Origin of the sequence: Segatella sinensis (assembly GCF_040095255.1) — a bacterium.
GTDB classification, from domain to species: domain Bacteria; phylum Bacteroidota; class Bacteroidia; order Bacteroidales; family Bacteroidaceae; genus Prevotella; species Prevotella sinensis.
In genome coordinates this window covers 85268-109146 of sequence record NZ_JBBNGE010000005.1, presented here as the reverse complement: position 1 = coordinate 109146, position 23879 = coordinate 85268, and the positions used below count along the sequence as shown (strand labels likewise).

The 23879-nt window shown below is 46.3% G+C and carries 14 protein-coding genes; 3 read left to right on the top strand and 11 right to left on the bottom strand.

Annotated elements, in window-relative coordinates; translation table 11 throughout:
• Positions 1-220: 220 nt before the first annotated feature.
• The 3 genes from AAAT87_RS02635 to AAAT87_RS02625 all read right to left on the bottom strand — a co-directional run bounded on the left by AAAT87_RS02635 (position 221) and on the right by AAAT87_RS02625 (position 3350).
• Positions 221-364, bottom strand: coding sequence for a hypothetical protein (locus AAAT87_RS02635; protein WP_349225540.1), 144 nt, complete (start codon positions 362-364; stop codon positions 221-223).
• The gene (locus tag AAAT87_RS02630) at positions 351-566 is read right to left on the bottom strand and encodes a hypothetical protein (RefSeq protein ID WP_295346167.1); all 216 of its coding nucleotides are present in this window, start codon (positions 564-566) and stop codon (positions 351-353) included. Before AAAT87_RS02630 ends, AAAT87_RS02635 begins: the two co-directional genes overlap by 14 nt.
• Before the next feature lie 783 nt (positions 567-1349).
• Positions 1350-3350 (bottom strand): glycoside hydrolase family 97 protein, encoded by a 2001-nt coding sequence (locus AAAT87_RS02625; protein ID WP_349225539.1) that lies wholly within the window; start codon positions 3348-3350, stop codon positions 1350-1352.
• A gap of 327 nt (positions 3351-3677) precedes the next feature.
• On the opposite strand from AAAT87_RS02625, the gene hflX reads away from it, so the two are divergent.
• From hflX to AAAT87_RS02610, 3 genes are all read left to right on the top strand, one after another.
• Positions 3678-4925: a GTPase HflX gene (gene hflX / locus AAAT87_RS02620; protein ID WP_089544780.1), complete on the top strand. Its 1248-nt coding sequence runs from the start codon at positions 3678-3680 to the stop codon at positions 4923-4925.
• 21 nt (positions 4926-4946) lie between these two features.
• Positions 4947-6803, top strand: a complete 1857-nt coding sequence (locus AAAT87_RS02615; RefSeq protein ID WP_349225538.1) for a DUF4954 family protein — start codon at positions 4947-4949, stop codon at positions 6801-6803.
• A 110-nt stretch (positions 6804-6913) separates the two neighbouring features.
• Complete coding sequence (locus AAAT87_RS02610) at positions 6914-8572, top strand: fumarate hydratase (RefSeq protein WP_298532224.1); 1659 nt, start codon at positions 6914-6916, stop codon at positions 8570-8572.
• Between the two features lie 673 nt (positions 8573-9245).
• Here AAAT87_RS02610 and AAAT87_RS02605 read toward each other — a convergent pair.
• The 8 genes from AAAT87_RS02605 to AAAT87_RS02570 all read right to left on the bottom strand — a co-directional run bounded on the left by AAAT87_RS02605 (position 9246) and on the right by AAAT87_RS02570 (position 23834).
• Positions 9246-11162, bottom strand: coding sequence for an HD-GYP domain-containing protein (locus AAAT87_RS02605; RefSeq protein ID WP_349225537.1), 1917 nt, complete (start codon positions 11160-11162; stop codon positions 9246-9248).
• A 316-nt stretch (positions 11163-11478) separates the two neighbouring features.
• Positions 11479-12369, bottom strand: coding sequence for a carbohydrate kinase family protein (locus AAAT87_RS02600; RefSeq protein WP_296973446.1), 891 nt, complete (start codon positions 12367-12369; stop codon positions 11479-11481).
• Positions 12370-12418: 49 nt separating this feature from the next.
• Positions 12419-13570, bottom strand: coding sequence for an MFS transporter (locus tag AAAT87_RS02595; protein ID WP_296973443.1), 1152 nt, complete (start codon positions 13568-13570; stop codon positions 12419-12421).
• 162 nt (positions 13571-13732) lie between these two features.
• Complete coding sequence (locus AAAT87_RS02590; RefSeq protein ID WP_349225536.1) at positions 13733-15451, bottom strand: DUF4980 domain-containing protein; 1719 nt, start codon at positions 15449-15451, stop codon at positions 13733-13735.
• Between the two features lie 44 nt (positions 15452-15495).
• On the bottom strand, positions 15496-17232 hold the full coding sequence (locus AAAT87_RS02585; protein WP_349225535.1) for a RagB/SusD family nutrient uptake outer membrane protein: 1737 nt from the start codon (positions 17230-17232) through the stop codon (positions 15496-15498).
• Between the two features lie 31 nt (positions 17233-17263).
• On the bottom strand, positions 17264-20377 hold the full coding sequence (locus AAAT87_RS02580; RefSeq protein WP_349225534.1) for a SusC/RagA family TonB-linked outer membrane protein: 3114 nt from the start codon (positions 20375-20377) through the stop codon (positions 17264-17266).
• A 179-nt stretch (positions 20378-20556) separates the two neighbouring features.
• Positions 20557-22062, bottom strand: a complete 1506-nt coding sequence (locus AAAT87_RS02575) for an AraC family transcriptional regulator (protein ID WP_349225533.1) — start codon at positions 22060-22062, stop codon at positions 20557-20559.
• 5 nt (positions 22063-22067) lie between these two features.
• Positions 22068-23834 (bottom strand): ATP-binding protein, encoded by a 1767-nt coding sequence (locus AAAT87_RS02570; RefSeq protein ID WP_349225532.1) that lies wholly within the window; start codon positions 23832-23834, stop codon positions 22068-22070.
• Positions 23835-23879: the final 45 nt, after the last annotated feature.

The window sequence follows — 23879 nt, the reverse complement described above, 5'->3', positions numbered from 1 at the left end:
GAATATGTACAATAAAAGAATTTTGGTCGTTTTACAAGTAAATTCTCACGAAACCCTATAGGTTGCGGATTTGAGGGATATTTTAATCAAAATTGCTTATAAAAATAAAAAAATGGCGTATTAATATAGATAATACTTAATAAAAAACAGGAATTTGATAACACAAAAACCAATTCGTGGCTTTTAAATTCAGAAAAGCCACGGATTGGTTTCAGTTTTATCACCCCTCCTTAATTATCCAGTCGCTGATAGTACGCTGAGTGCTATCGTAAATCACAGCAAGAAGCTTCTCCATACCAATCTTCACCTCCTGGTTAGGATAGCCCAACTTATAACTCTTGGTAAATGGCTTATTTCTGTTCAATATCAGTCACGTTAACATGATATTTCTGCAAACCCTTGATGAGATAGCTTGGCGTACCGGAACCAAACCAGTAGGCACCAATCTTCTGACCAGCCAATGCTCTTATAAGACTGAACGGATTAAACACATCCTCCGAATACTCACTGAAATGGTAGCCATCATAATATTGACGCTGCAAAGATACGGCATTTTTCCGACTCACTCTGCACTTTCGCGAAGATACGCAAAAAACAAAGAAATAGCATCTATCCGATTACGCGCACATAAAAGTTTTTTCCACAAAAAAGTATCATAGTCTCATTTTTCGCTGGAAAATCCATATTATATTACTGATATATCGATATTTACAATCAATGAGACTTCTCGGAAAAAGCAGAAAGAAGTATCATGGAAGTATCATTATAGACTGTAGAAGTATCATTAAAGACAGCACGATGCACGAGAAAAGACTATTAAAACATCAAGAAAAGTCAGTTTAAACATCGCAAAAAGATTGTTTAAACAGCGCAAAGGCCCTAAAGAATATTGCCCAAAAATAAGTCCTATGTTTGGGCATTCATTGCCCAAACTATGGGCAATAGTTGCCCAGCACACGGGCTGTCAATGCCCACGTGGTGGGCTGCGGATGCCCGTGTGACGGGCACAAGCAGACCAACCGGAGGGCATAGAAAGACCAACTGATGAACTAAAAAAGCAGACACATCACCATGACTTATCCTGATTATATTGACACAACCATAAAACATCTACAGGTGAAATAGGATTAAAAAAGCCTATGAGACTTCCATGATACATTAATGAGACTTCTCAGCTCAAAAACCAAGAAGTCTCATTTTTATTATTATCTTATATATCAAGTATTTAAAGCCTATTTTTCAAGCAAAAATGAGACTTTGATACTTTTTTCGAGAAAAAAACTTTTTCACGTAGGCAAGCGATGCCCGTAAAATTTTCACGTAGGCAAGCGAAGCCTTAAACATGAAGATTATTCAATAATGATACCGCCATTAGGCTGAATTACCACCTTTGCCTTGCCATCCTTTCCAACCTTCAAGGTCTTCTTGACAGAAGTGAAGAACTTCTCGCCCTTCTTCTTTGGCTGGTCGGTGATATAAGTAACGGTCTTACCCGCAAACATCGGCAAATCCAGGGTCAGGGCAAGAGGCTTGTCTGTAGCATTCAGACCGCCCACGAACCATCTGCCGGCTGTAAGCGCTGCACCGGAACCATTCTCTACACTCGACTTGCGAGCCACCACTGCATACTTAGTAGGATAGCCGGCAATAAACTTGGTATCCTCCCATGCAGTTGGTACATTCTTGAGCCAATCCAACTCCCACTGTGGCACATCCTGCAAGTTGTTAGGATAGAGACAGATGCAGTTTACGCTGCTCTGATTGGTGATGGCAGTAGCCATCTCAAATACATCGCTGGTATAACGCTGGTGGCGGCTCTTGTTATCCTTAGAGAAATACTTGTTCATCATCACACCACCCCAGTCGAAGCTGGCTACGGCATTTCTTGAGAACGGATGCATCGTCATCTCGAAGGCCTCTTTCTTGGCATGATAATCCGTGAAATATACGTTCTCAGAAGCCAGGGCTGCCTCACTCGAAACATAGTTAGGATACATGCGCTCCCAGCCACGAGGCATGGTGCAACCATGGAAGATCACCTCCAAGCCATAATCGTTGGCATCGCTGAGGATATCCTCATAGAGCTTCATCGTCTCCTGCTTGTCGCCACCGAAGAAATCCACCTTGATACCTACCACGCCAATCTTCTTCATCCACGCCATCTCCTTCTTGCGGGCGATGGAATTGTTCATAATCTGACGAGGAGTCTGAGGAGCATCATTCTCGAAACCATTCGAATTGTACCAGAGCATCAGGCTTACCTTCTTGCTCTTGGCATACTTACTCAACTCTTCGATGCGCTTTCTGCCTATCTGCTTGTCCCACCAGCCATCTACCAAGATGGCTTCATAACCCTGAGCAGCAGCCACATCCACCATCTTCACCTGGTCGTCATAGTTAACGGAATTGTCCTGCCAGATGAGCCAGCTCCAGGTATAGCGGGATGGCTTGTAAGTCTGACTTGCCTCATACAGTGGTTCTACCACATCGTAAGGGATGGTGGTCTCTACGACAGGAGCCAGCGAAGAACCTACGGTGATGGTGCGCCAAGGAGTCTCGCCCGGCAATGGGATACCGGCATATTCGGAACCGATGCCATTGTTCTCGCCCTTCTGAGGGAAAGCCACAGTATAGCCCTTGCCCGGCTCGTAATCAGAAAGACGGCAACCAGGATAAGCGCTCGACACACCAGTTTCGCTGACCAAAACCCATCCGTCGCTGCCCACCTTGAAGAGACATGGGAAGGTATAGCCCACACCGAACTGCGACTTCACGTTCATCAGAGCATCCGGAGTATATTCCTCCTCGTAAGATGGCTTGGTGCGCTCCCAACCCGTCATCGGAGTAATCTGAGGACAGAGGAAGGTAGTGGTCTTCTCCGGGAAATTGAATCCGCTCACCTCATTATATATAATCACCGACTTAGGATTATCCTTCTTAGGACGGCTCATCTCATACTTGTAGGCGATGTCGTTGTTGCTTACATGAAGATGAAGGGTCATGGAATCCTTCTTGCTGTTGAGGAAACCGATGGTAGCATCCACCACATCCTTCTGGATATCACTCTTCTTGATGCGGGTCATCTTGTAAGAAAGCGGCTTCACTTCCCCACCCTTTAGGATGCCCATGGTGAGATCCTTTGAGAAATCACCATAATTGGCAACCAGACCGAGCGCCGAAGTTCCCAGCATCTGCTTGCCATTGTAATCTACCGTGTAGGAAGCCTTGCCTCCCTCACAAGCAACATTCACCACCAATTTACCGTCTGGCGACTTCACTGTATAGCTGTTAGCCTGCATACCCAAAGCAGCAAGCAACAAAATACCAGCGATACTCATTTTTTGCTTCATATTTATTTTCTTTTTAGGTTTGATTTATTTTAATGCCTGCAAAGATAAGCAAAATCCAGAAGAAAGAGGAGAAGAATCATTAAAAATTTGACACTTTTCGCTAATTTAAAGGGATTTAATGCCAAAAAGCCCCGACATCACGTCGAGGCTTTTGAGTTTTTGAATGTTTCAGCATTCAGACATGTCGATTTCTGCGTTCGCAAATACCGATTTCCGCCCCGTAGCCTTGCAGCCGCTTTCATAAAAAAAACATAATTTTCACCTTATATATATAATAAGAGCATTTTTTTTATTATCTTTGCACCTATAATAATACGTACGTAAAGAATGAAAGAATTTGTAATATCAGAAGTCAAGGCGGAAACCGCTGTGCTGGTGGGTCTTATTACCAAGACACAGGACGAAGCCAAGACTAAGGAATATCTCGACGAGTTGGAATTTCTTGCAGATACCGCAGGCGCCGTCACCGTGAAGCGATTCACGCAGAAGGTGGTGTCGCCTAACCAGACCACCTACGTGGGAAAGGGTAAGCTGGAGGAAATCAAGCAATACATCAAGGACGAGGAAGAGGAAGACAGAGAAGTAGGTATGGTGATCTTCGACGATGAACTCTCTGCCAAGCAAATCCGAAATATCGAGCAGGAATTGCAGGTGAAGATTCTCGACCGTACTTCGCTCATCCTCGATATCTTCGCCATGCGTGCCCAGACTGCAGCTGCCAAAACACAGGTAGAGCTGGCACAATACCGATACATGCTGCCAAGACTGCAGCGCCTCTGGACTCACCTGGAGCGACAGGGCGGTGGTTCAGGTTCCGGTGGCGGAAAGGGATCGGTAGGTCTGCGTGGACCGGGTGAGACCCAGCTCGAGATGGACCGCCGTATCATCCTCGGCAGAATGAGCCTGCTCAAGGAGCGACTCGCAGAAATAGACAAGCAGAAGACTACCCAGCGTAAGAACCGCGGAAGAATGATCCGCGTGGCTCTCGTGGGCTATACCAACGTGGGAAAATCCACCATCATGAACCTGCTCAGCAAGAGCGAGGTGTTTGCAGAGAACAAGCTCTTTGCTACCCTCGATACCACAGTGAGAAAGGTGGTGGTAGATAACCTGCCATTCCTCCTTGCCGACACCGTAGGATTCATCCGCAAGTTGCCTACCGACCTGGTGGATTCCTTCAAGAGCACCCTGGATGAGACCCGTGAGGCAGACCTCCTGCTGCACGTGGTAGATATCTCCCACCCAGACTTCGAGGAGCAGATCCAGGTAGTGGAAAAGACCCTGGAGGAGATAGGATGCTCCGACAAGCCTTCGATGATCATCTTCAACAAGATAGACAACTACTCCTGGGTGGAGAAGGAGGAAGACGACCTCACTCCGATGGAGAAGGAGAATATACCGCTGGAAGATCTCAAGAAAACCTGGATGGCAAAGCTCAACGACGACTGTCTCTTCATCTCTGCAAAGAACAAGGAGAACATCGACGAGTTCCGAGAGGTGCTATATAAAAAGGTAAGAGAACTGCACGTACAGAAGTATCCATACAACGACTTCCTGTACCAGGATTACGAATAATTCCCTAAAAAGATATCAACAATGAATGACTACAGACCTCTGACCTCCGAGGAAATCGAGGTACTCAAGAGCAACGACTGCTGGGCTGAAGACTGGACTTCAATCAATGTTTCAGAAGACTTCAAGCCCAACTACATGCATCGCGTGATGCTCTATGGCGAGGTAAACATCGGTGCCTTCAACAAGAATGTGGAGGTGAGCCAAGGCTTCGTAAAGCATTCCGGCATCAACAATGCCACCCTGAGAAACGTAACCATCGGAGACGACTGTCTCATCGAGAATGTGGGCAACTTCATCAATAACTACACCATTGGTGATGACTGCTACATCTCCAACATCTCTACGATGGAAACCACCGAGGGCGCTACCTTCGGCGAGGGGAACCTGGTGAGCGTGCTCAACGAGGTGGGCGAAGGAAACGTGATTCTCTTCTCCGACCTCAACAGCCAGCTGGCTGCCTTCATGGTGAAGCATTTCTCCGACAAGGAACTGAAGGAGAACATCCGACAGCTCATCAAGACCGACATCGAGAACAAGGCGCCGGAAAGAGGACAGATAGGCAGCAACGTGAAGATTGTGAACACCAAGGAGATTACCAACTGCGTAATCAATGACCTCTGCGAGGTAAACGGTGCCTCACGACTCAGCGACTGTACGCTGCTCGGTTCGGTTCACGGCAACGTATATGTCGGCACGGGAGTCATCATCGAGAACTCCATCATCGCCGAGGGTTCCAGCGTCATCAACAGCGTGAAGATACAGGACTGCTTCGTGGGAGAAGCCTGCCAGCTGAGCAACGGTTTCACAGCCTCAGCCTCCGTATTCTTTGCCAACAGCTATATGAGCAACGGTGAGGCGTGCGCCGCCTTCTGTGGTCCATTCACAGCATCGCATCACAAGAGCAGTCTGCTTATCGGCGGTATGTTCTCATTCTATAATGCAGGTTCAGCCACCAACTTCAGCAACCATGCCTACAAGATGGGGCCTATGCACTGGGGCATCCTGGAGCGTGGTTCGAAGACAGCCAGCGGTGCCTACCTGCTGATGCCAGCCACCCTGGGTTCGTTCTCAGTATGCTTCGGCAAGCTGATGCACCACCCTAACACCCGCAACCTGCCATTCGCCTATCTGATAGCCGATGGCGACAAGATGTTCCTCATCCCAGGCAGAAACATCACCACCGTGGGTCTGTACCGCGACATCAAGAAGTGGCCGAAGCGAGATCTCCGTGCTCCCGAAAACCGCAAGAGCATCGTGAACTTCGACTGGCTCTCTCCTTTCTCCGTGGGCGAAATCCTGAAGGGCAAGAAGATATTAGAGAGTCTCCGCGAGGTAACGGGCGACAACGTATCGCAGTATCTCTATCACGAGTACATCATCCCTGCCACATCGCTCCACAAGGGCATCAAATACTACGACATCGCCCTGAGAATCTATATGGGCGCCGTGCTGAAGCGAGTGCTGAAAAGGGATCCTGCCATCACCCCTCCATCTACCCAGACAGGCGTGGGCGACTGGGATGACCTCTCAGGACTCCTCCTGCCGGTAAGCGAGGAAGAGCGCATCGTGAAGGATATGAGAGAAGGCAACATCGAGACCATTCAGCAGCTGCTGGAACGCTTCGAGGAAATCAACAACAACTATCGTGAATATCAGTGGGCATGGACCTACAGCGTGATCTGCGATTACTACGGAATCTCTGAGATTACGCTGGAAGATGCCAACCACATTCACGAAGACTATATCCGTGCACGCCGCTCCTGGATTGCTGAAATCAAGAAGGATGCAGAGAAGGAGTATGCGATGGGAGATGTGGAGGAAGAGGTATTCAGAAACTTCGTGAACAACCTCGACAAGGAGGTGGAATACGAGAACTAAGACTCGTCAGCCCCTTCTTCAATGAAAGAATATCCATCAAAGATAGAATATACATCAAGAAATATACATAAACATTATAAATAACTTATAAATATACAAAAAACGTAGTTATGGCAAACATTCCTGATTTCAAGTACGCTCCAATGTTTCAGCTTGGAGAGGACAAGACAGAGTATCGCCTTATCTCTAAGGAAGGCGTAAGCACAGCAGAGTTCGAGGGCAAGACTATCCTCAAGGTTTCCAAGGAAGCTCTTACTTTGCTGGCACAGCAGGGTTTCCACGACGTAGAGTTCAAGCTCCGTCGTGAGCACAACCTCCAGGTGGCTAAGATTCTCAGCGACCCAGAGGCTTCAGAGAACGACAAGTATGTAGCTCTCCAGTTCCTCCGCAATGCAGAGACAGCCGTGAAGGGCATTCTCCCATTCTGCCAGGATACAGGTACTGCTATCATCCACGGCGAGAAGGGTCAGCGTGTATGGACAGACTTCGAGGACGAAGAGGCTTTGAGCCTGGGTGTATATAATACCTTTACACAGGACAACCTCCGCTATTCTCAGAACGCTCCTCTCAACATGTATGACGAGGTGAACACCCGTTGTAACCTGCCTGCCCAGATTGATATCGAGGCTACAGAGGGCGACGAGTACCGCTTCGTGATGGTTGCCAAGGGTGGTGGCTCTGCCAACAAGACTTACTTCTACCCTATGACCAAGGCTACTATCCAGAATGAGGGCACCCTCCTTCCATTCCTCGTAGAGAAGATGAAGAGCCTGGGTACAGCTGCATGTCCTCCTTACCATATCGCCTTCGTTATCGGTGGTACTTCAGCAGAGAAGAACCTCCTTACCGTGAAGTTGGCTTCTATCAAGTACTATGATGAGTTGCCTACAACAGGTGATGAGACTGGCCGTGCCTTCCGTGACATCGATCTGGAGAACAAGCTTCTCGAAGAGGCTCACAAGATTGGCTTGGGTGCACAGTTCGGCGGTAAGTATCTAGCTCACGATATCCGTGTCATCCGTCTGCCTCGCCACGGTGCAAGCTGCCCTATCGGTATGGGTGTAAGCTGCTCTGCCGACCGTAACATCAAGGCTAAGATCAACAAGGACGGTATCTGGTTGGAGAAGATGGATGAGAACCCAACAGAGTTGATTCCTGAGGAGCTCCGTAACCCTGGTGAGGGTACCAAGGGTATCGAGATTGACCTCGACAAGGGTATCGACGCAGTTCGTGCTGAGTTGACCAAGTATCCTGTAAGCACCCGTGTTAACTTGAAGGGTACCATCATCGTGGCTCGTGACATCGCTCACGCTAAGCTCAAGGCTCGTCTGGATGCAGGCGAGGAGATGCCTGAGTACTTCAAGAACCACCCTATCCTCTATGCTGGTCCAGCCAAGACTCCAGAGGGCTATCCATGTGGCTCTATGGGACCTACCACAGCCAACCGTATGGACCCATACGTAGATGAGTTCCAGGATCACGGCGCTAGCCTGGTAATGATTGCCAAGGGTAACCGTGGCGATGTTGTTACAGAGGCTTGCAAGAAGCATGGTGGTTTCTACCTCGGTACTATCGGTGGTGTAGCTGCCGTTCTCTCTAAGAGTTCTATCAAGAGCATTGAGTGCGTAGAGTACCCAGAGCTCGGTATGGAGGCTATCTGGAAGATTACCGTAGAGGACTTCCCTGCATTCATCCTCGTAGATGACAAGGGCAACGACTTCTTCAAGCAGTTGAAGCCTTGGACTCCATGCAAGGAATGCCAGAAGTAAATAATTTAAGAAAAATCATGACAATAGTAAGCTCAGGGTGTTTTGCCCTGAGCTTTTTTTTTATGATAAGACTGCGCACCACACTTGGCAGGGCAAGCAGCCTTGCTGCCCCCCACCTTCTGACTTTTTAAATTTGTCATAATTAATAAATTTCTACGTCATTTTCGGAAGTGGGCGAAGACGGTTATAGTGGTTACGGTTACAGAAGTTACAGTTTTCAGCGGAGGGGGGGGGGTACAAGGGATTTTGAGTACTTACAGATTGTAAGTAATAATAATAGATAATAATAATATATAATATATATTATTATCTTCTTCTAAAGAGGGAAAAGGAAACTGACTCATGAAAAACTGTAACTTCTGTAACCGTAACCACTTTTGGGGGAAAATCGGGGAAGAGGGCGCAAAGGACAAACGTAGAGTTGGGATGTACAAAACATAGAGAAACTATTTACAGAATATAGTTTTCTTATCTTAAAAATTACGACTTGTTTTTATTAACAGGATTCTCCACAAATATTAAATCCGTTTAACAGAACCCTGCAGGCCGTTTTTTGGCAGTACCGGGAAAAAGTCGTATCTTTGCACTGTGTTTTAGAGAAAGCACGGGATTTTTTCCTGCACCATCATTCGGAGGACAAGGCGCCAATCTGAGGAGTGAAGCTAAATGGACATTATCTCATATACTTACTATAGATGTTGAAGTAGATATCCACCCAGGCATCACCGACGAGAACTGCCAGATCACGGGCCACGTCCTCATGGGAATCGATGAACTTCACCAGGTCGGGATTATACTTCGTACCGGCATCCCTGCGGAACTCCTCCATCACCATGTCGAAGGTCTTGCCATCCTTGTAATTCCTGCCTACGCGCTCGGTAGCAGCCTGCATGCAGTCGCTCAGAGTGATGATGTCTATCAGGATGCGCTTAGGCGACTTCGTGTTGTCGAAATCCTCAGGATAGCCGCCCTTGCCATTATACCACTTATGATGACCCAAGGTGGTATCACGAAACTTCTCATAGAGCGAAGGAGCAATCTTCAGCAACTCGGCTCCCAAAGAAGGATGGGTCTTGATGATGGAGAACTCCTCATCCGTCAACGGACGGTAGTCGTTGTTCACCACCGAGATGATGCCATTCTTGCCAATGTCATGATAGAGGGCTGCCTGATAGATGAAGTTGAGACACTCCTTAGGATCCAGGAAGACTTTACCATGATGGCGCTCACCAAGCGCTCCTCCCAACAAATTGGGCTGATAGGCCAGAATGCCCTCCATCAGCTTCTTGGCTATCATCGCCACATGTACGGAATGGGCATAGGTGGTGACCTGGGTAGCCACATTCAACTCATTGAAGTTGCGGATGCGCTCCACTTCCTTCAGGTACTTGATGGCACGGGGATAGGTAGCAAGGACATTCAGATATTTCACATACGAATTCTCCATCTGCTGGTCCAGACGATGGTGATAGATGGTGATGATGTCCCGATACATCCGCTTGACGGCAGCACGCTTCCTGCGGTAGGAAACATCAGACAGGTCGTTCAGATAGAAATAGTTCATGAAAGGCTGCAGGGCGGCCTGAAGCTGACGGTAGTCATAACGGGCAGTACTGAATTTCTTCTTCATACCATTACGGTTTCTCCTGACAGCCTTTCCCATCGCTTCCGTCGCCGTGATCTGTCCCATCTTCACCTGCATCACCAGGGTACGGGAATAGGAGAGCTCCGACAGATGAGGATTGGCAAGATTCCGTGCAACAATCACCTGCATCAGGGAGTCGGCAAACTGCTTTTCCAGGACGGTAGAATCAGTCAGATAAACATTACGGACCAGACTTTCCTCAGTATTTTTCGCCTTTTCGTTCAGGCGACCGTAATCCTCCTCACTCATCAGCTGGCAGGTATGGGGCAAGCTGAGCAATCTCCTGAGTTCAAGCACATAGGCACGACGTTCTTTCACGGTCTGCATCTTGTAAATCAGCCAGTTGGTAACCGTCAGATTTTCAAGCGCCATCAGGGAAGACTCCACAGGATTAGGCGAGCGATACCGGTCTTCCGCCACGGCACGCTTCAGATACTCGTAGGATTTCTTCAAGGCATCAGGTTCCTTACCCAGAGTATGGATTTCATAAAGGAATTCGCCCTTGAAGTTATCCACCAATCCGGCAAAGTTCGATGCCTCGGGACATCTTCCGCTTCCATAATATTCCAGAAGAATATCACAGAGTTGATTGCCCAGGAACGGATCTACCTTTTCCTCCATATACAGACGCTGCAAGCCGTCGCACAACTGCTGGTAAGCTTCATGGGGAATCTGCTTACGGTCTTGCTTGAAGTAATCGAAAACGATGTTGATAATCTCCCTGTTAACCAGGAAGAGATGCGTATTCTTCATGGCACGGCGCTTGAAGAAATTGGTCCATGCCACATGGTCCTTGAACAGGAAGATGCTGTCATTGTATCGGTTATAGACACTGCGATTCTCTTCCAACAGTCTGAAACACCTCTCGAAATCAGGGATTTCAGTACTATCGGAACGCACTGGGGTCTGGCAGAAAACGGGGATGCCAACCAACCAGAATATCATTACAAAAAACAACTGCCTCAAAATCAAAAAATACTTTTACTTAAGTTTATTATGCTATCTTAGCAAGTGCAAATATATCGATTTTCTTTCAGAAAACCAAATTTTTCGGTTTATTTATCTTTTTTAAACTATATCCGTTGCTATTCATGCCTTGGCAAAACAAACTTCGCCATCATGCTCACACACCATAATAAAAAACTGCTATCTACTCTTCACAAGCAGATAGCAGCTAATCAATCAACATTAAACCTATATATCAACTATTCACTAAAAACCAACAATTCAAAACTAATACTTACTGACCAAATGGGGAGTCTTACAATGTATATTCCTCAGGAATCTGAGGCATTGCACCATTCTGGGTACAAACGTATGCACTTACCTTAACGGCAAGTTCGTGTGCCTCCTGGATGCTCTTACCCTTCAGAATGCTGGCACAGAAAGTACCGGTGAAGCTATCGCCAGCACCTACGGTATCAGCCACCTCAACCTTTGGAGTCTCCTGGAATGACTTCACACCTGGAGCGAAGACATAGCTGCCGTTTACACCGCAGGTCAATACGAGCATATCGAGATTGTACTTGCCGAGAATCAACCAGCACTTGTTCTCGATGTCCAAGCCAGGATAACCGAAGAGACGACCGATGGTAATCAACTCCTCATCGTTGATCTTCAACACATTGCAGCGCTTCAAGCTCTCGGTAATCACCTCAGGAGTATAGAAGTTCTGACGGAGATTGATGTCGAAAATCTTCAGGCAATCCTCTGGAGTATGATCGAGGAATGTATAGATGGTCTCGCGGCTCACCTCACTGCGCTGAGCCAGAGAGCCCCAGCATACAGCTCCTGCATTGGAAGCAATCTCCTTGATATCATCAGTGAATGGGATATTGTCCCAAGCCACATTCTGCTTGATATCGTATGTAGGAACACCCTCCTTGTCGAGCTGCACCTGAACAGTACCTGTAGGGAATTCTACCTCAGGCATCACATACTTGAGCTTCTTCTCATCGAGCAGGCGGAGAGCTGTATCGCCCAGAACATCCTTGCCCACAGCACTGACGGCTACAGAATGCAGACCATGCTGACCAGCGTGGTAAGCGAAGTTGGCGGGAGCACCACCGAGTTGAGAACCAGTAGGGAGAACGTCAAAAAGAATCTCACCTAAACCTACACAATATTTTGTATTCAAATTCTTTGTTTCCATAATTACACCTTATTTATATATAGTATAAACGATTGCGAAAGTTCTTTTATTATAACTTTCTGATATAAGTGAAGAGATAAACAACTCCCACAGCCATGACTGCCACGGCACCTACCTGACCGAAGGTATCGCTGGCGAATCCCATGAACAATGGGAAGATGGTACCACCAAAGAGTCCCATGATCATCAATCCGCTCACCTCATTCTTCTTATCAGGCAAAGCAAGCAGCGCCTGAGAGAAAATCATGGAGAAGACGTTAGAGTTGCCGTATCCAACGAGGGCGATAGCGATGTAGAGCACATAATGGCTTGTTCCTACCCACATGCCTATCATACTCAAAGCCATCATCACAACGCTGATGATGAAGAAAGTGCGGGTCTTCATCATACGGAGGAAGGCTGTACCGGTGAAACAGCCGATGGTACGGAAGATGAAATAGAGCGATGTGGCGAAAGCTGCATCATTAAGATTCCATCCCAAACGCTCCATCAGAATCTTAGGAGCTGTGGTATTGGTACCCACATCAATACCCACATGGCACATGATACCGATGAAGGAAAGCAGCACGATAGGTTTACCAAGCAACTTGAAGCACTCACCGAAACCGGAAGCCTTACCCTCGTTCTTCTCTTCCTCGATAGGCGTACCTGCCAGAAAGAAGGTGGCTGCGATTCCGATAACCATATAGATTGGGAAGAGAACTCTCCAGCCCAAACCGAATGTTGGAATGCTTGCCATGGCGCCCCACATAGCGATGTATGGAGCCAGGAAGGAAGCTATCGCCTTGACAAACTGACCGAAGGTCAATGTGGATGCCAGGTTCTGACCTGATGTAACCACTGAAACCAGAGGGTTCAGGGAGGTCTGCATCAAGGCATTTCCGATGCCGAGCAATGAGAACGACACGAGCATCAACTCAAAGTTTTCGCCGAAAATGGGCAAAAGAAGGGAGATGACGGTAACAAGCAAAGACAGGACTACTGTCTTCTTCCTACCTATCTTATTCATCAGGATTCCCGTAGGAACCGAGAAGATGAGAAACCAGAAGAATACCAGCGATGGGAACAGATTGGCTGTCGAATCATTGAGGTTGAGATCTTCCTTCACGTAGTTGGAGGCAATACCTACCAAATCTACAAATCCCATGGCGAAGAAACAGAGCATCACCGGGATGATTGTTAATTTTGATGATTTATTCATAATTGTTAGCGTTATTGCTTCTTTTTACAGGTGCAAAGGTAGCGACAAACGATACAATATATCATAAAATATCGTTCATCGGCTACCATTTATGTTGCATTGTTACATCAGTAACACTCTTAGAAACAATTATCTTATAGATTCAGTTCTTAACAGATGAGGTTACTTGATGTCGTAAATCTGATACTTACCCTTTCCCTTTACAGTAACCTTGTTGTAAGGCTTGCTTGGGAACACGAGATTGGTCATGGACATCTTGCCGTCGGCATCCAGTGCCTCGATGCTGCTCTTGTCTATGAAGATGCGCAGCTGGCTGATATTGCCATAGGTTGGAGCCTTGGTGACTGCAGCGAAGTCTTTGCTGAAATCCATCTTACCGCTCTTGGTTCTATCCATTGAGAAGGTTTCTGCCTTGGCATCGTAGTTCATCACTACCTTCTCGCCCTTGTCGTTGCTCAAAGTGATAGTAGCATTTCCCTTCAGGTTTACTACCATCTCGCAAGATTCTGTGAGTTTCTTGCCTGCCTTCTTGCTTCTTGCTGCTGTCATCTCTGGAGATGGAACCACGCTGCAATAAGTTTCACCCTTATACTCGAAGAGACCTAAGTCGCGAGGAATAGAGTTGCCCGAACGATACTGCTGGGTAGGAACCTGGTTGGCATACTGCCAGTTGCTCATCCAGGCGATAGCCACACGGCGAGCTTCTGGTGCGTTATCAAAAGTAACTGTAGCATAATGATCCTTTCCGTAATCCATCCACTTGGTTACCTCTGGCTTGCTGTCGCAAGTAAACTTGTGTCCATCGAAATCACCTACGAAATACTGGGTAGCAGAACCGCCGAATGGACCACCAGGATTGATGTTGCAGATGAGCATCCACTTCTCCTTATCGGTGCCACGAACCTTCAACTTCATCAGGTCTGGGCATTCCCAAACACCGCCGTGGTTGCCATACTTCTCACCGAAAGAGCTTTCAAGTTTCCAGTCCTTCAAATTATCAGAAGTATAGATTTCCATGTGCTGACCGGCAGCCAGAATCATATTCCACTTCTTGATGTCCTCGTTCCAGAACATGTGTGGGTCACGGAAGTCTGGCACAGTACTGGTGATAATAGGATTTCCTGCATATTTTGTAAAGGTCTTGCCGTTATCTGTACTGTAAGCCATGCTCTGGGTCTGGTTTTCTGCAGCTGAAGTATAAAGTGCAACCACAGCATCCTTTCCGAAACCCGAGGTATTGTTCTTGTCAACCACGGCAGAACCGCTGAAAATGGTACCAATTGCATCTGGCTGGATAGGGGCACCCTGGAACTTCCAATGTACCAAGTCGGTAGATGTAGAATGTCCCCAGGTCATATTCTCCCACTGTGATCCGTAAGGATTATACTGGAAATAGAGATTCCATACGCCATCCTTATAGAACATACCATTTGGGTCGTTCATCCATCCGTAAGCAGGAGTGTGATGGAAATCCGGACGATACTGCTCGCGATTCTTCATATCGAAAGCATCAGAGAACTTCATCTCCTTCCAGCAAGTGAGGACATTCAGTCCTTCCTTGCTATAATCGCCATTGACATGGATATCGAGAGCCAGGCCTTTCAAGCCAGCAAACTCATCCATATAGAGAGGTACGAAATAATCTACGTGGTCTTTAGCCAACTTCACATTGAGTGCTTTCACCTGCTTGTTGTTGGCAATCACCTTAATATTGGCTATCTCTGCATTTTCCTGTACAGGAAGCAAGAGACACTTCTGGTTCTGACTCTCCTGGCTGATGCGGTAGAGACAGTGGTTATTGCTCAAGAAGGAAGCCTGTTGGGCATAACTGGCGGTGAAACCGCAAAGAGCAACAAGCGCCGAAATAAATATCTTTTTCATTGTCTAAGTGTCTGAAATTATTATCTAAAAATACCGATAGGTAATTACTCGTATCCCTTATTCTGCTTATACAGACCAGGAATGTAATACAGCTGGTTATATGGAACCGGATAGAACTCGTTCTTGCCTGGAGTAAACTTGGCATCCTTCAGGTATTGAGCGTATGTCTGCTCTCCATACTTATCGTTCTGCTCTGATGCAAAATACTTGTTCAATGTCTCAGAAGCAATGCCCCAGCGGCGCAGGTCGAAGAAGCGGCCGTTCTCCATAGCCATTTCCAGACGACGTTCCCAGCGCAGGCACTTTCTTGCCGTCTCCTTATCCTGGAAATAAGACTCCGGATAGAGGGCTATATCACATTGATCCTTGGCATATTCAATATGCTTATCCACAGAATTCTTGGCTCTCTGACGGATATCGTTGATGATGGTACGAGCCTCAGCCAGACGGTCCAACTCTATCAAAGCCTCAGCACGCATCAACATAATGTCGCTATAACGGAGCACATAGTCGTTCATCGCAAACGCCTGCCAAGAGCCATTGTAAGTTTCACCCTTTGAACGCTGTGGTACTTCCTTCAGAGAGGTATAGTAACCGTAAACGTTTGGTGTACGAGAGTTGGCTGTAGTCATCGTGTATTCTGACTCATATTTATATGGGAAGGTAGGCATTCCAACGGTGTGGAACAAACGTGGATCCCATTTCTGACTATTAGGCTCACCGTTTACAGGATAATCACAAGTCTTGTTGTAGTCATCAAACTCAGGAAGTCCGTTCTTGGTCTTGAAGGCATTCACCAGGTCCTGTGAAGGCTTGTGGAAATCCCATCCGCAAGACCAAATACCCCAACAGCCATTCAGCATATTAGACCAGTTGGCACGTCCGAAGTTGGTATGGTCCTCGCTATAGTCGGAAGTCTGGACAGCAAAAACTGACTCCTTGCTGTTCTTATTGTCAGGCAGGAAGATATCGCCAAAGTCTGCCATGTAACCATAGTCTGAATTCTTCACAACATCGGTGTAATCTACTACCTTCTGCATATACTCCTTATTAATATGGTCAACACCATCGGTTGCCTCATAGCCATCACCCCAGGCAATGGTAAGATAACACTTAGCCAGATAACCTGCGGCTGCTATCTTGTTGACACGACCGCCATCCTTCTGCTTAGCAGGAAGTACATCGTATGCTGTCTGGAAGTCAGCAATCACCTTTTGCCACAATTCCTCGTAAGTAAACTGAGTGTTTGATGTGCTTTCTGTTGCTTTATCCTCATAAACCTTCTCGTCTATCCAAGGAATCTGGCGATACATGGTAAGTAACTTGAAATAGAAATGAGCACGGAGAAAGCGAACCTCAGCCTCACGCTGCTTGGTTACCTCAGCACCCAGTGTGCTCTCACCATTCTGCTGTAAAGAAACCAAGGCACGGTTGCAACGGGAAACGGCACAATAGAGTCGATACCATAACTCGTCGAGTTCGCCCTTAGTAGAGGTCAAGGTACTCCAGATTTCCACATCGTGATAACCGGTGTCACCGGTACCACCACCGCCTTTCAAGCAATCGTCTGAAGAAAGGTCACCGTATGGCCAAAGGTTGAATGGGTAAGAATACCAACAGTCGCCCAACATCGCATAGGCACTGTTTACCATCTTGTCTGGCTCGCTGAAAGCCTTGTCTTCATCAACCACAGCTGTTGGGGTGTAATCCAGGAAATCATCACAACTGGTGAATGTTCCTACCAGTGCTGCTGCAAGCACCATTGTATATAACTTTTTCATCGTAAAATTCTCTTTAAAAATATGAAACATTTTAGAAACCTACCTGAAGTCCGAATGATACGGATGTTGAAAGTGGATAGTTCCAGTTTGGATTCTCTGGGTCTGAACAGGTCAGGCTATTGCTCTTGATGGTCAAAAGATTCTGACCTGAGAGATAGACACGGGCACTGGTCATCTTCAACTTAGAGAGGATGCTGCTTGGGATGGTGTAACCCACCTGCAAGGTGCGCAACTTCAAGTAAGATCCATTCTCAACGTAGTAAGTAGAAGCACGACCCTCATCGGCTGTGTTCATGGTGCTCAAGCGTGGGATGGAAGAACCGGTATTGTTGGTATTCCAGGCATCGAGCAAACGGGTTCCCTTGTTAGAGCCACCATCAGTAATAGCCCAGAAGTCGGTCTGGAACTTTTGGTTGTTATACACATCCTGGTCATAGACACCCTGCCAGAACATACTGAAATCAAAGCCCTTATAATTGAGAGCAATATTCAAACCATAAGAGAAGGCTGGCACAGGGTCGAAAATCCAAGTCTGGTCATCTGAAGTAATTCCATTTTTACCATCTAAGTCCTTGTATTTCAATCCACCGACACGTGCGTTTGGCTGTCCAGACTTATCTACTTCTGCCTGATTCTGGAAAATTCCATCGGCTACATAACCTACGATAGAACCATATGACTTGCCACTCTGCACCAGGTTTTCCTTAGATGTGTGAGCGTAAGCACCTGTTGTTGTTGCTGGCAAATAAGTAACCTTGTTGCGGAAGAAATCCAGATTGCCGTTCACATCGATGCCAAGTCCATTAGCCAAGGTCTTGCGATAACCCACGGTGAACTCCATACCCCAGTTGCGGAGCGAAGGACCATTCTGCCATGAATTTCCACCTTCACCTGTTGCACCCAGATAAGCAGGATTAATCAACATATCCTTTACATTCTTAATATAGGCATCCACTGTACCATAGAGGGTGTTGCCAAACAGGGTGTAATCCAAACCTACGTTATACTGGGTAGCAGCCTCCCATTTCAAGTTAGAGTTAGCCAACTGTGTGGCACGATAGCCAGAAGGGAAGGTACCTGAACCTTGCAGGAAGAGATCGTATGCAGTAGAGGTTACACGGTCTAATCCGTAATCCACTACATAAAGACCAAACTGTGCATTGTTGTCGATAGCCTGGTTACCCGTCTGACCCCAGGAAAGACGCAGCTTGGCATCATCCAACCAATCCTTCTTCAGGAGATTAGAGAATCTGAAGCCGAGTGATGCAGCAGGGAAAGTACCCCAGCGATGTGCCTTACCAAATCGGGATGAACCATCATGACGGATAGTAAAGGAAGCCAGGAGGAGATCATCCCAGTTGTAGTTCACCTTTCCAAAGAAAGAAGCCAGGCGATAACCAAACTTTGCACCCGAGTTACGCATCGTTCCCGTGGCAGCATTTGGCCACATATAATCTTTATCTTCCAGCGCATAGCCTTCTGAATAGGCAGAGAAATCGATACACGACTGCTTGGAAACTTCCATACCACCGAGTACATCGATGTTGTGCTTACCAATCTGGGCAACGTACTGGGCTGTGTTAGACCATGTCCAGTTAGTCTCATTGTTGTTTGACAAGGTTGTCTTCGCGATGTCGTTGTTGACGATATCGGAATGATAAGTATTCGTCATCGCATTGATAAACGATGTCTTGAAATCCAAACCGAAGTTAGAACGCAGGGTCAATCCCTTGACAGGCTTCAATTCTACGAAAGCATTACCGAAGATGCGCCAGTAGTCGAGGTGGTTATTGCGGTTCTGATACTGCTCACGACAAGGGTTCTGACGGTCGGCCATACTACCCACAGGACCTGCGAAGGTCTTGCCATCTTCTTCGTAAACCGGAACGATAGAAGGCATCTTCAAGGCATTCTCCATCGGATGGCAATCTACCTGAGAGGTATAAGTCAATGTCAAATTCTCACCTACGGTTACGATCTTGTTTAAATTCCAAGAGGTGTTCAAACGAGCTGAGATATTCTCGAAATTGGTATATTTCAAGACACCCTCATTGTTCTTGTATCCCAAGGAGAACATAGCGCTATGCTTGTCATTGGCATGAGATACAGAGAGGTCGTAGTTCTGCGAGAAACCTGTGCGAGAGATTTCATCGAGCCAGTCGGTATCTGAGAATCGCATGGTCTTCTTGGCATTGATGTAGCCATCATATCGACCATTGATAGTATAGTTCTGATACTGGTTGGTAGCAGGATTCCAAACGGTGATTGGAGTTCCAGAGGCAGCATTCAAGTCGATGCCGTAGTTGGCAGCATAAGCCACAGGATCGAGTCCATCGTTCAGGGCTGCCTGAGCCATCGCAGTAGCATACTGGCTGGAGTTCATCAGCTTCATCTTCGACTGGTTGGAATAGAACTGTGCAGTCAGGTTGGCAGAGAAGTCAACAGCCACCTTGCTACCCTTCTTACCTTTCTTGGTGGTGATGATGATGACACCATTCGATGCACGGGAACCATAGATAGACGCCGAAGCGGCATCCTTCAAAACCTGCATACTCTCGATATCATTTGTATTGAGGGTATTCAATGCCATATTGGTAGGCACACCATCTATGATATAAAGAGGGTCCTGAGAAGAGTTGAAAGAACCGATACCACGAATACGCACGGTTCCTGAACCAATAGGAGAACCATCGGTAGTAACAGTCATACCAGGAACACGACCCTGCAAAGCACGCATCGGGTCTGTCTCTGAACTTGTCTTCAGGTTCTTGGTTGAAACCACAGCCACGGAACCGGTCAAGTCAGCCTTCTTCTGAGTGGTATAACCTGTTACAACTACTTCCTGCAAGTCGTTGGCATCTTCCTGAAGTGTTACCTCCATATTGTCTGAAGCCTTTACTTCTTGCGTCTTATATCCAATATAAGATATAACAAGTGTGGAACCAGGAGCACATTCTACATGAAAGTTACCATCAAAGTCGGTAACAGTACCAGTCTTTGTGCCTTTCACCATAACAGATGCACCAATGACTGTCTCACCGGCAGCATCCTTTACGATGCCATTTACATTTACCTGCTGTGCACTAGCAACGGTGCAAACAGCACAGAGCGCAGAGCTCATTAGTAATCTTGAAAGATTGTTCATACTATTATAACATTTTAAGTTTCAAAAATTGTTATTGCTTGATTTCTGCCGCAAAATTAGGGAAAAGACTGTTATATAAATAGAAAAAATCGTTCCTGCAACAATAATTATGTTACATGAAACGATTTTCTTATCTTTTGCTAAGATTTTAAAGTACTTATTTTAAAGGAGTTAGAAAACTATTTTCTTTTAGATAACTGTTTATTTCTGAAATCGGTAGGAAGAACGCCAAACTGCTTCCTGAAGCATGAAGAGAAATAGCCCGGTAACGCAAAGCCTACTTCTGCCGAGACTTCAGCTACAGTCTTATCAGTCTGCATCAGGAGCGTATAGGCTCTCTGCAGACGCATCTCTTTCAGGAGCTCGACAGGCGTTTTTCCTGTCATAGCCTTCACCTTGCGATAGAGCTGTACTTTACTCAACTGCATCTCGGCTCCCAAATCATCCATCTTCATATCAGCATTGCCCATATTCGCAAGAATCTTCTTCTTGAAACGATCCATGAAGTAACGATCACTCTCATCCAAGTGATTCAGTTCAGCAGCCCAGCCCTCCTTGTTCTCGATGAATCCACGAGCCACGGCTTTCTGCTTCTGCAGCTTCTTTCTATATACCTTATATATATAGAAGATGATAATGAGCAGAACTAAGACGAAAACGATGGCGACCACAAGTATCCATTTCTGAATACGGGATACCTCAGAATAAGAATCAAGACTGTCAGAAATCTGATCCAGATTCTTCATCTTGACTTCCAAATCCTGATATTGTAGAGCGACGGCATCACAGTTTTCAGAGGTAGCAAGGAATGATCTCATCACATTATCCTTCTTATAGGGTTTACCCTGAAGGATATTCATCGCCAATTCCATAATCTTCTCGCCCTGGGTAGGATAGACATAAGAAGCAGCAAACTGTCCTCTCTTCACTCTATCCACTCCTTCCCATTCTCCAGGCAATCCATCAATGCCTACTATCAGCATCTGCTTATCAATGCCTCGTCTCTCTGCTTCCAGAAAGGCTCCTATGGCACCTAGGTCGCTATGTCCAAACACGCCATCCGCATGTCCGCCCTTATCCAGATATTGTTTCATCAACTCCTGGGCTCGCTCCAACTTCCAGTTGCTTTCCAGGGTAACCACCTTGATTCCCGGATAATTCTTCATCACCTCGTAGAAACCACGATGGCGCTCAATGACAGGAGAAGCATCTTTCAAGCCCGTAATCTCAACAACGGTACCTTTTCCATCCAGTTTCCTGACAAGAAAGCGGGCTACTTCCCTACCCGCTTCTACATTATCGCCACCGATGGAAGCTGTATAATGGGATGTCTTTACCTTTCTGTCGAAGAGAATAACCGGGATATGAGCACGATAAGCTCGCTCGATGGCAGGTGTTACATCATTCACGTTATCAGGGGCAACAACGATCAGATCTACCTTCCTGGCTATCATACTGTCTATCTGACGAGCCTGGCGCTGCCCGTCATTCTCTGCAGTAGTAAACAGCAAATCCACATTCTTATATTGATACTGCGCCAGTCGCATCTCATTATTCACCTTCTCGCGCCAAACTCCGCTACAACATTGCGACACACCTATCACCACATTCTTCTGGGTGCAAGCACCAAGAAGAAGGAGCATACTAAAAGATAGTACTATTAAGATAATATTGATTCTTTTCATTGAATTTATACTTCTTCCATCCGTTTAAGTTCCCACCCCTCAAACTGCATGATGATGAGATGGAGTTTTGTTCCTTGGCGCAAAGCCTCAACCCTTGGAGCCTCGGCATATTGATGAATCTGATCTAGAGCCTCACGCCACTGTTTCTCTGCCTTAGTCATAGGCTTGCCATCTTCCGTGAACGCACCTTTAACTATCGCAGAGAAATCTTTCTTAGAAAGAACCTTCAACTCCAGGATGTAGCTATGCTGACTGGCATAATGGGTAAGGTCTGGCAAAAGGAAGAAATCACAATAGCCATGATTCAACTCCAACTCTGGAGCCGTGATATAATAATCATTCAGATTCAGATAAGCCATAAAGAATCCCTGCAGGTTTCGCTCAGCCTCAATGCCATCACGCACCGATGAAACCTTGGCATAGGCATCTGCCATGAAGCGCAATCCTTCTTCCCACTTACCATCATATGCCATATCATAATAGTAATCGGTGAGCTGGTTGACATCCACATAAGCCTTTGCCTGATACTCCTCTTCCAGATAACCATAATACTGCTTGCGGACATTATTGTTTGGAATGCCCAGAATGAGCTTAGAGCCACGAGTTCCCTTGATGGTCAACATGCCATAATAGAACAGAAGACTTGGGAATATCTCTGCCTTTGGAATCTGATACGCAGAAAACGACTCATAAAGCTGGGTAACAATCTGCTCCTCTTCTGCTATCTTGCGGATAATGCCCTTACGCTCTCCATCCAGCTTGTCAAACTGCAAGAGTTTCTTCATTTTGCCGTAATCGGTACGGGTATTCGGGTCAATCATCTCTTCAGGCGGACATCCGGCATCCATATAATTGCGAAGGTAATAAAGAACCATATCACAATTAAACATACGAGTTTTCTTCTTCAATGCCTGTTTAGCAAAGCAATAGTTATCATACCATGGCTTCATATCATTGACGATGGCATCAATATCACTATCGGCAGGAATACTACCATGCTCCTTATAATAGGTAAACATCTCCACCACATCAGTGGTAGAGAAGCCCAGCATCTCATCAAACTCCGGCTTGATAGAAATGTTCCAACCTATATTGAATCCACTCGTCACATCATCCAGGGTTACAGGGCTCACACCCATCATGAAGATACGCTCAAAATTACCCTTGAACTTCTTGAAGACATCACGATAAAAGCCTTCGGCATGGGTAATCGCATGATACACATTCTCACCACGTTCGTTGAGTATGACATTCGTGAAGTTGTCATACTCATCGATGATGAGATACAGATGATACTGGTGCGCCTTGGCAGCCTTGAATATCAGTTCCATCTTTTCCTCGAAATCTTCCTGCGCCAGGATTTCTTCCATCTCTGCCTGATAATATTCTAAGTATTGACGGACAAAAGCATCGAGGTTGATGCTGAGATAAGAATTAAACTTCGTCTCAAGCTTGTCGATATTACCCGTAATCTGGGAGAAATCGAGGAACAGCACCTGATACTTTCCCTGCAAAGGAGTAGGATGCTGGCCTATCCACAGATTTCCAAAAAGACTCTGGAACTTATGGCTCTGCGTACAGTCATAGTAAGAATAGAGCATACTCAAGAATATGCTCTTACCAAAACGACGAGGGCGGATGAAGAAGAGATTGCGAGGCTGCTTCTCCAGCTCTGGGATAAACATCGTCTTATCCACATAATATAGATTCTGCTCTATTACCGTAGCAAAATCTGCCACCCCATAAGGTACTTGTTTAACTTGCTGTTCCATCATGATCTATCCTTAAAAACACTATCTGTGTGCAAAGATAGCATA

What these genes read in the sequence shown, in the direction of transcription:
- AAAT87_RS02575 (WP_349225533.1), bottom strand. Translation starts at nt 22,062, where the DNA reads ATGAAAAGAATCAATATTATCTTAATAGTACTATCTTTTAGTATGCTC.
- AAAT87_RS02615 (WP_349225538.1), top strand. Translation starts at nt 4,947, where the DNA reads ATGAATGACTACAGACCTCTGACCTCCGAGGAAATCGAGGTACTCAAG.
- AAAT87_RS02595 (WP_296973443.1), bottom strand. Translation starts at nt 13,570, where the DNA reads ATGAATAAATCATCAAAATTAACAATCATCCCGGTGATGCTCTGTTTC.
- AAAT87_RS02585 (WP_349225535.1), bottom strand. Translation starts at nt 17,232, where the DNA reads ATGAAAAAGTTATATACAATGGTGCTTGCAGCAGCACTGGTAGGAACA.
- AAAT87_RS02625 (WP_349225539.1), bottom strand. Translation starts at nt 3,350, where the DNA reads ATGAAGCAAAAAATGAGTATCGCTGGTATTTTGTTGCTTGCTGCTTTG.
- hflX (WP_089544780.1), top strand. Translation starts at nt 3,678, where the DNA reads ATGAAAGAATTTGTAATATCAGAAGTCAAGGCGGAAACCGCTGTGCTG.
- AAAT87_RS02605 (WP_349225537.1), bottom strand. Translation starts at nt 11,162, where the DNA reads ATGATATTCTGGTTGGTTGGCATCCCCGTTTTCTGCCAGACCCCAGTG.
- AAAT87_RS02610 (WP_298532224.1), top strand. Translation starts at nt 6,914, where the DNA reads ATGGCAAACATTCCTGATTTCAAGTACGCTCCAATGTTTCAGCTTGGA.
- AAAT87_RS02580 (WP_349225534.1), bottom strand. Translation starts at nt 20,377, where the DNA reads ATGAACAATCTTTCAAGATTACTAATGAGCTCTGCGCTCTGTGCTGTT.
- AAAT87_RS02570 (WP_349225532.1), bottom strand. Translation starts at nt 23,834, where the DNA reads ATGGAACAGCAAGTTAAACAAGTACCTTATGGGGTGGCAGATTTTGCT.
- AAAT87_RS02600 (WP_296973446.1), bottom strand. Translation starts at nt 12,369, where the DNA reads ATGGAAACAAAGAATTTGAATACAAAATATTGTGTAGGTTTAGGTGAG.
- AAAT87_RS02590 (WP_349225536.1), bottom strand. Translation starts at nt 15,451, where the DNA reads ATGAAAAAGATATTTATTTCGGCGCTTGTTGCTCTTTGCGGTTTCACC.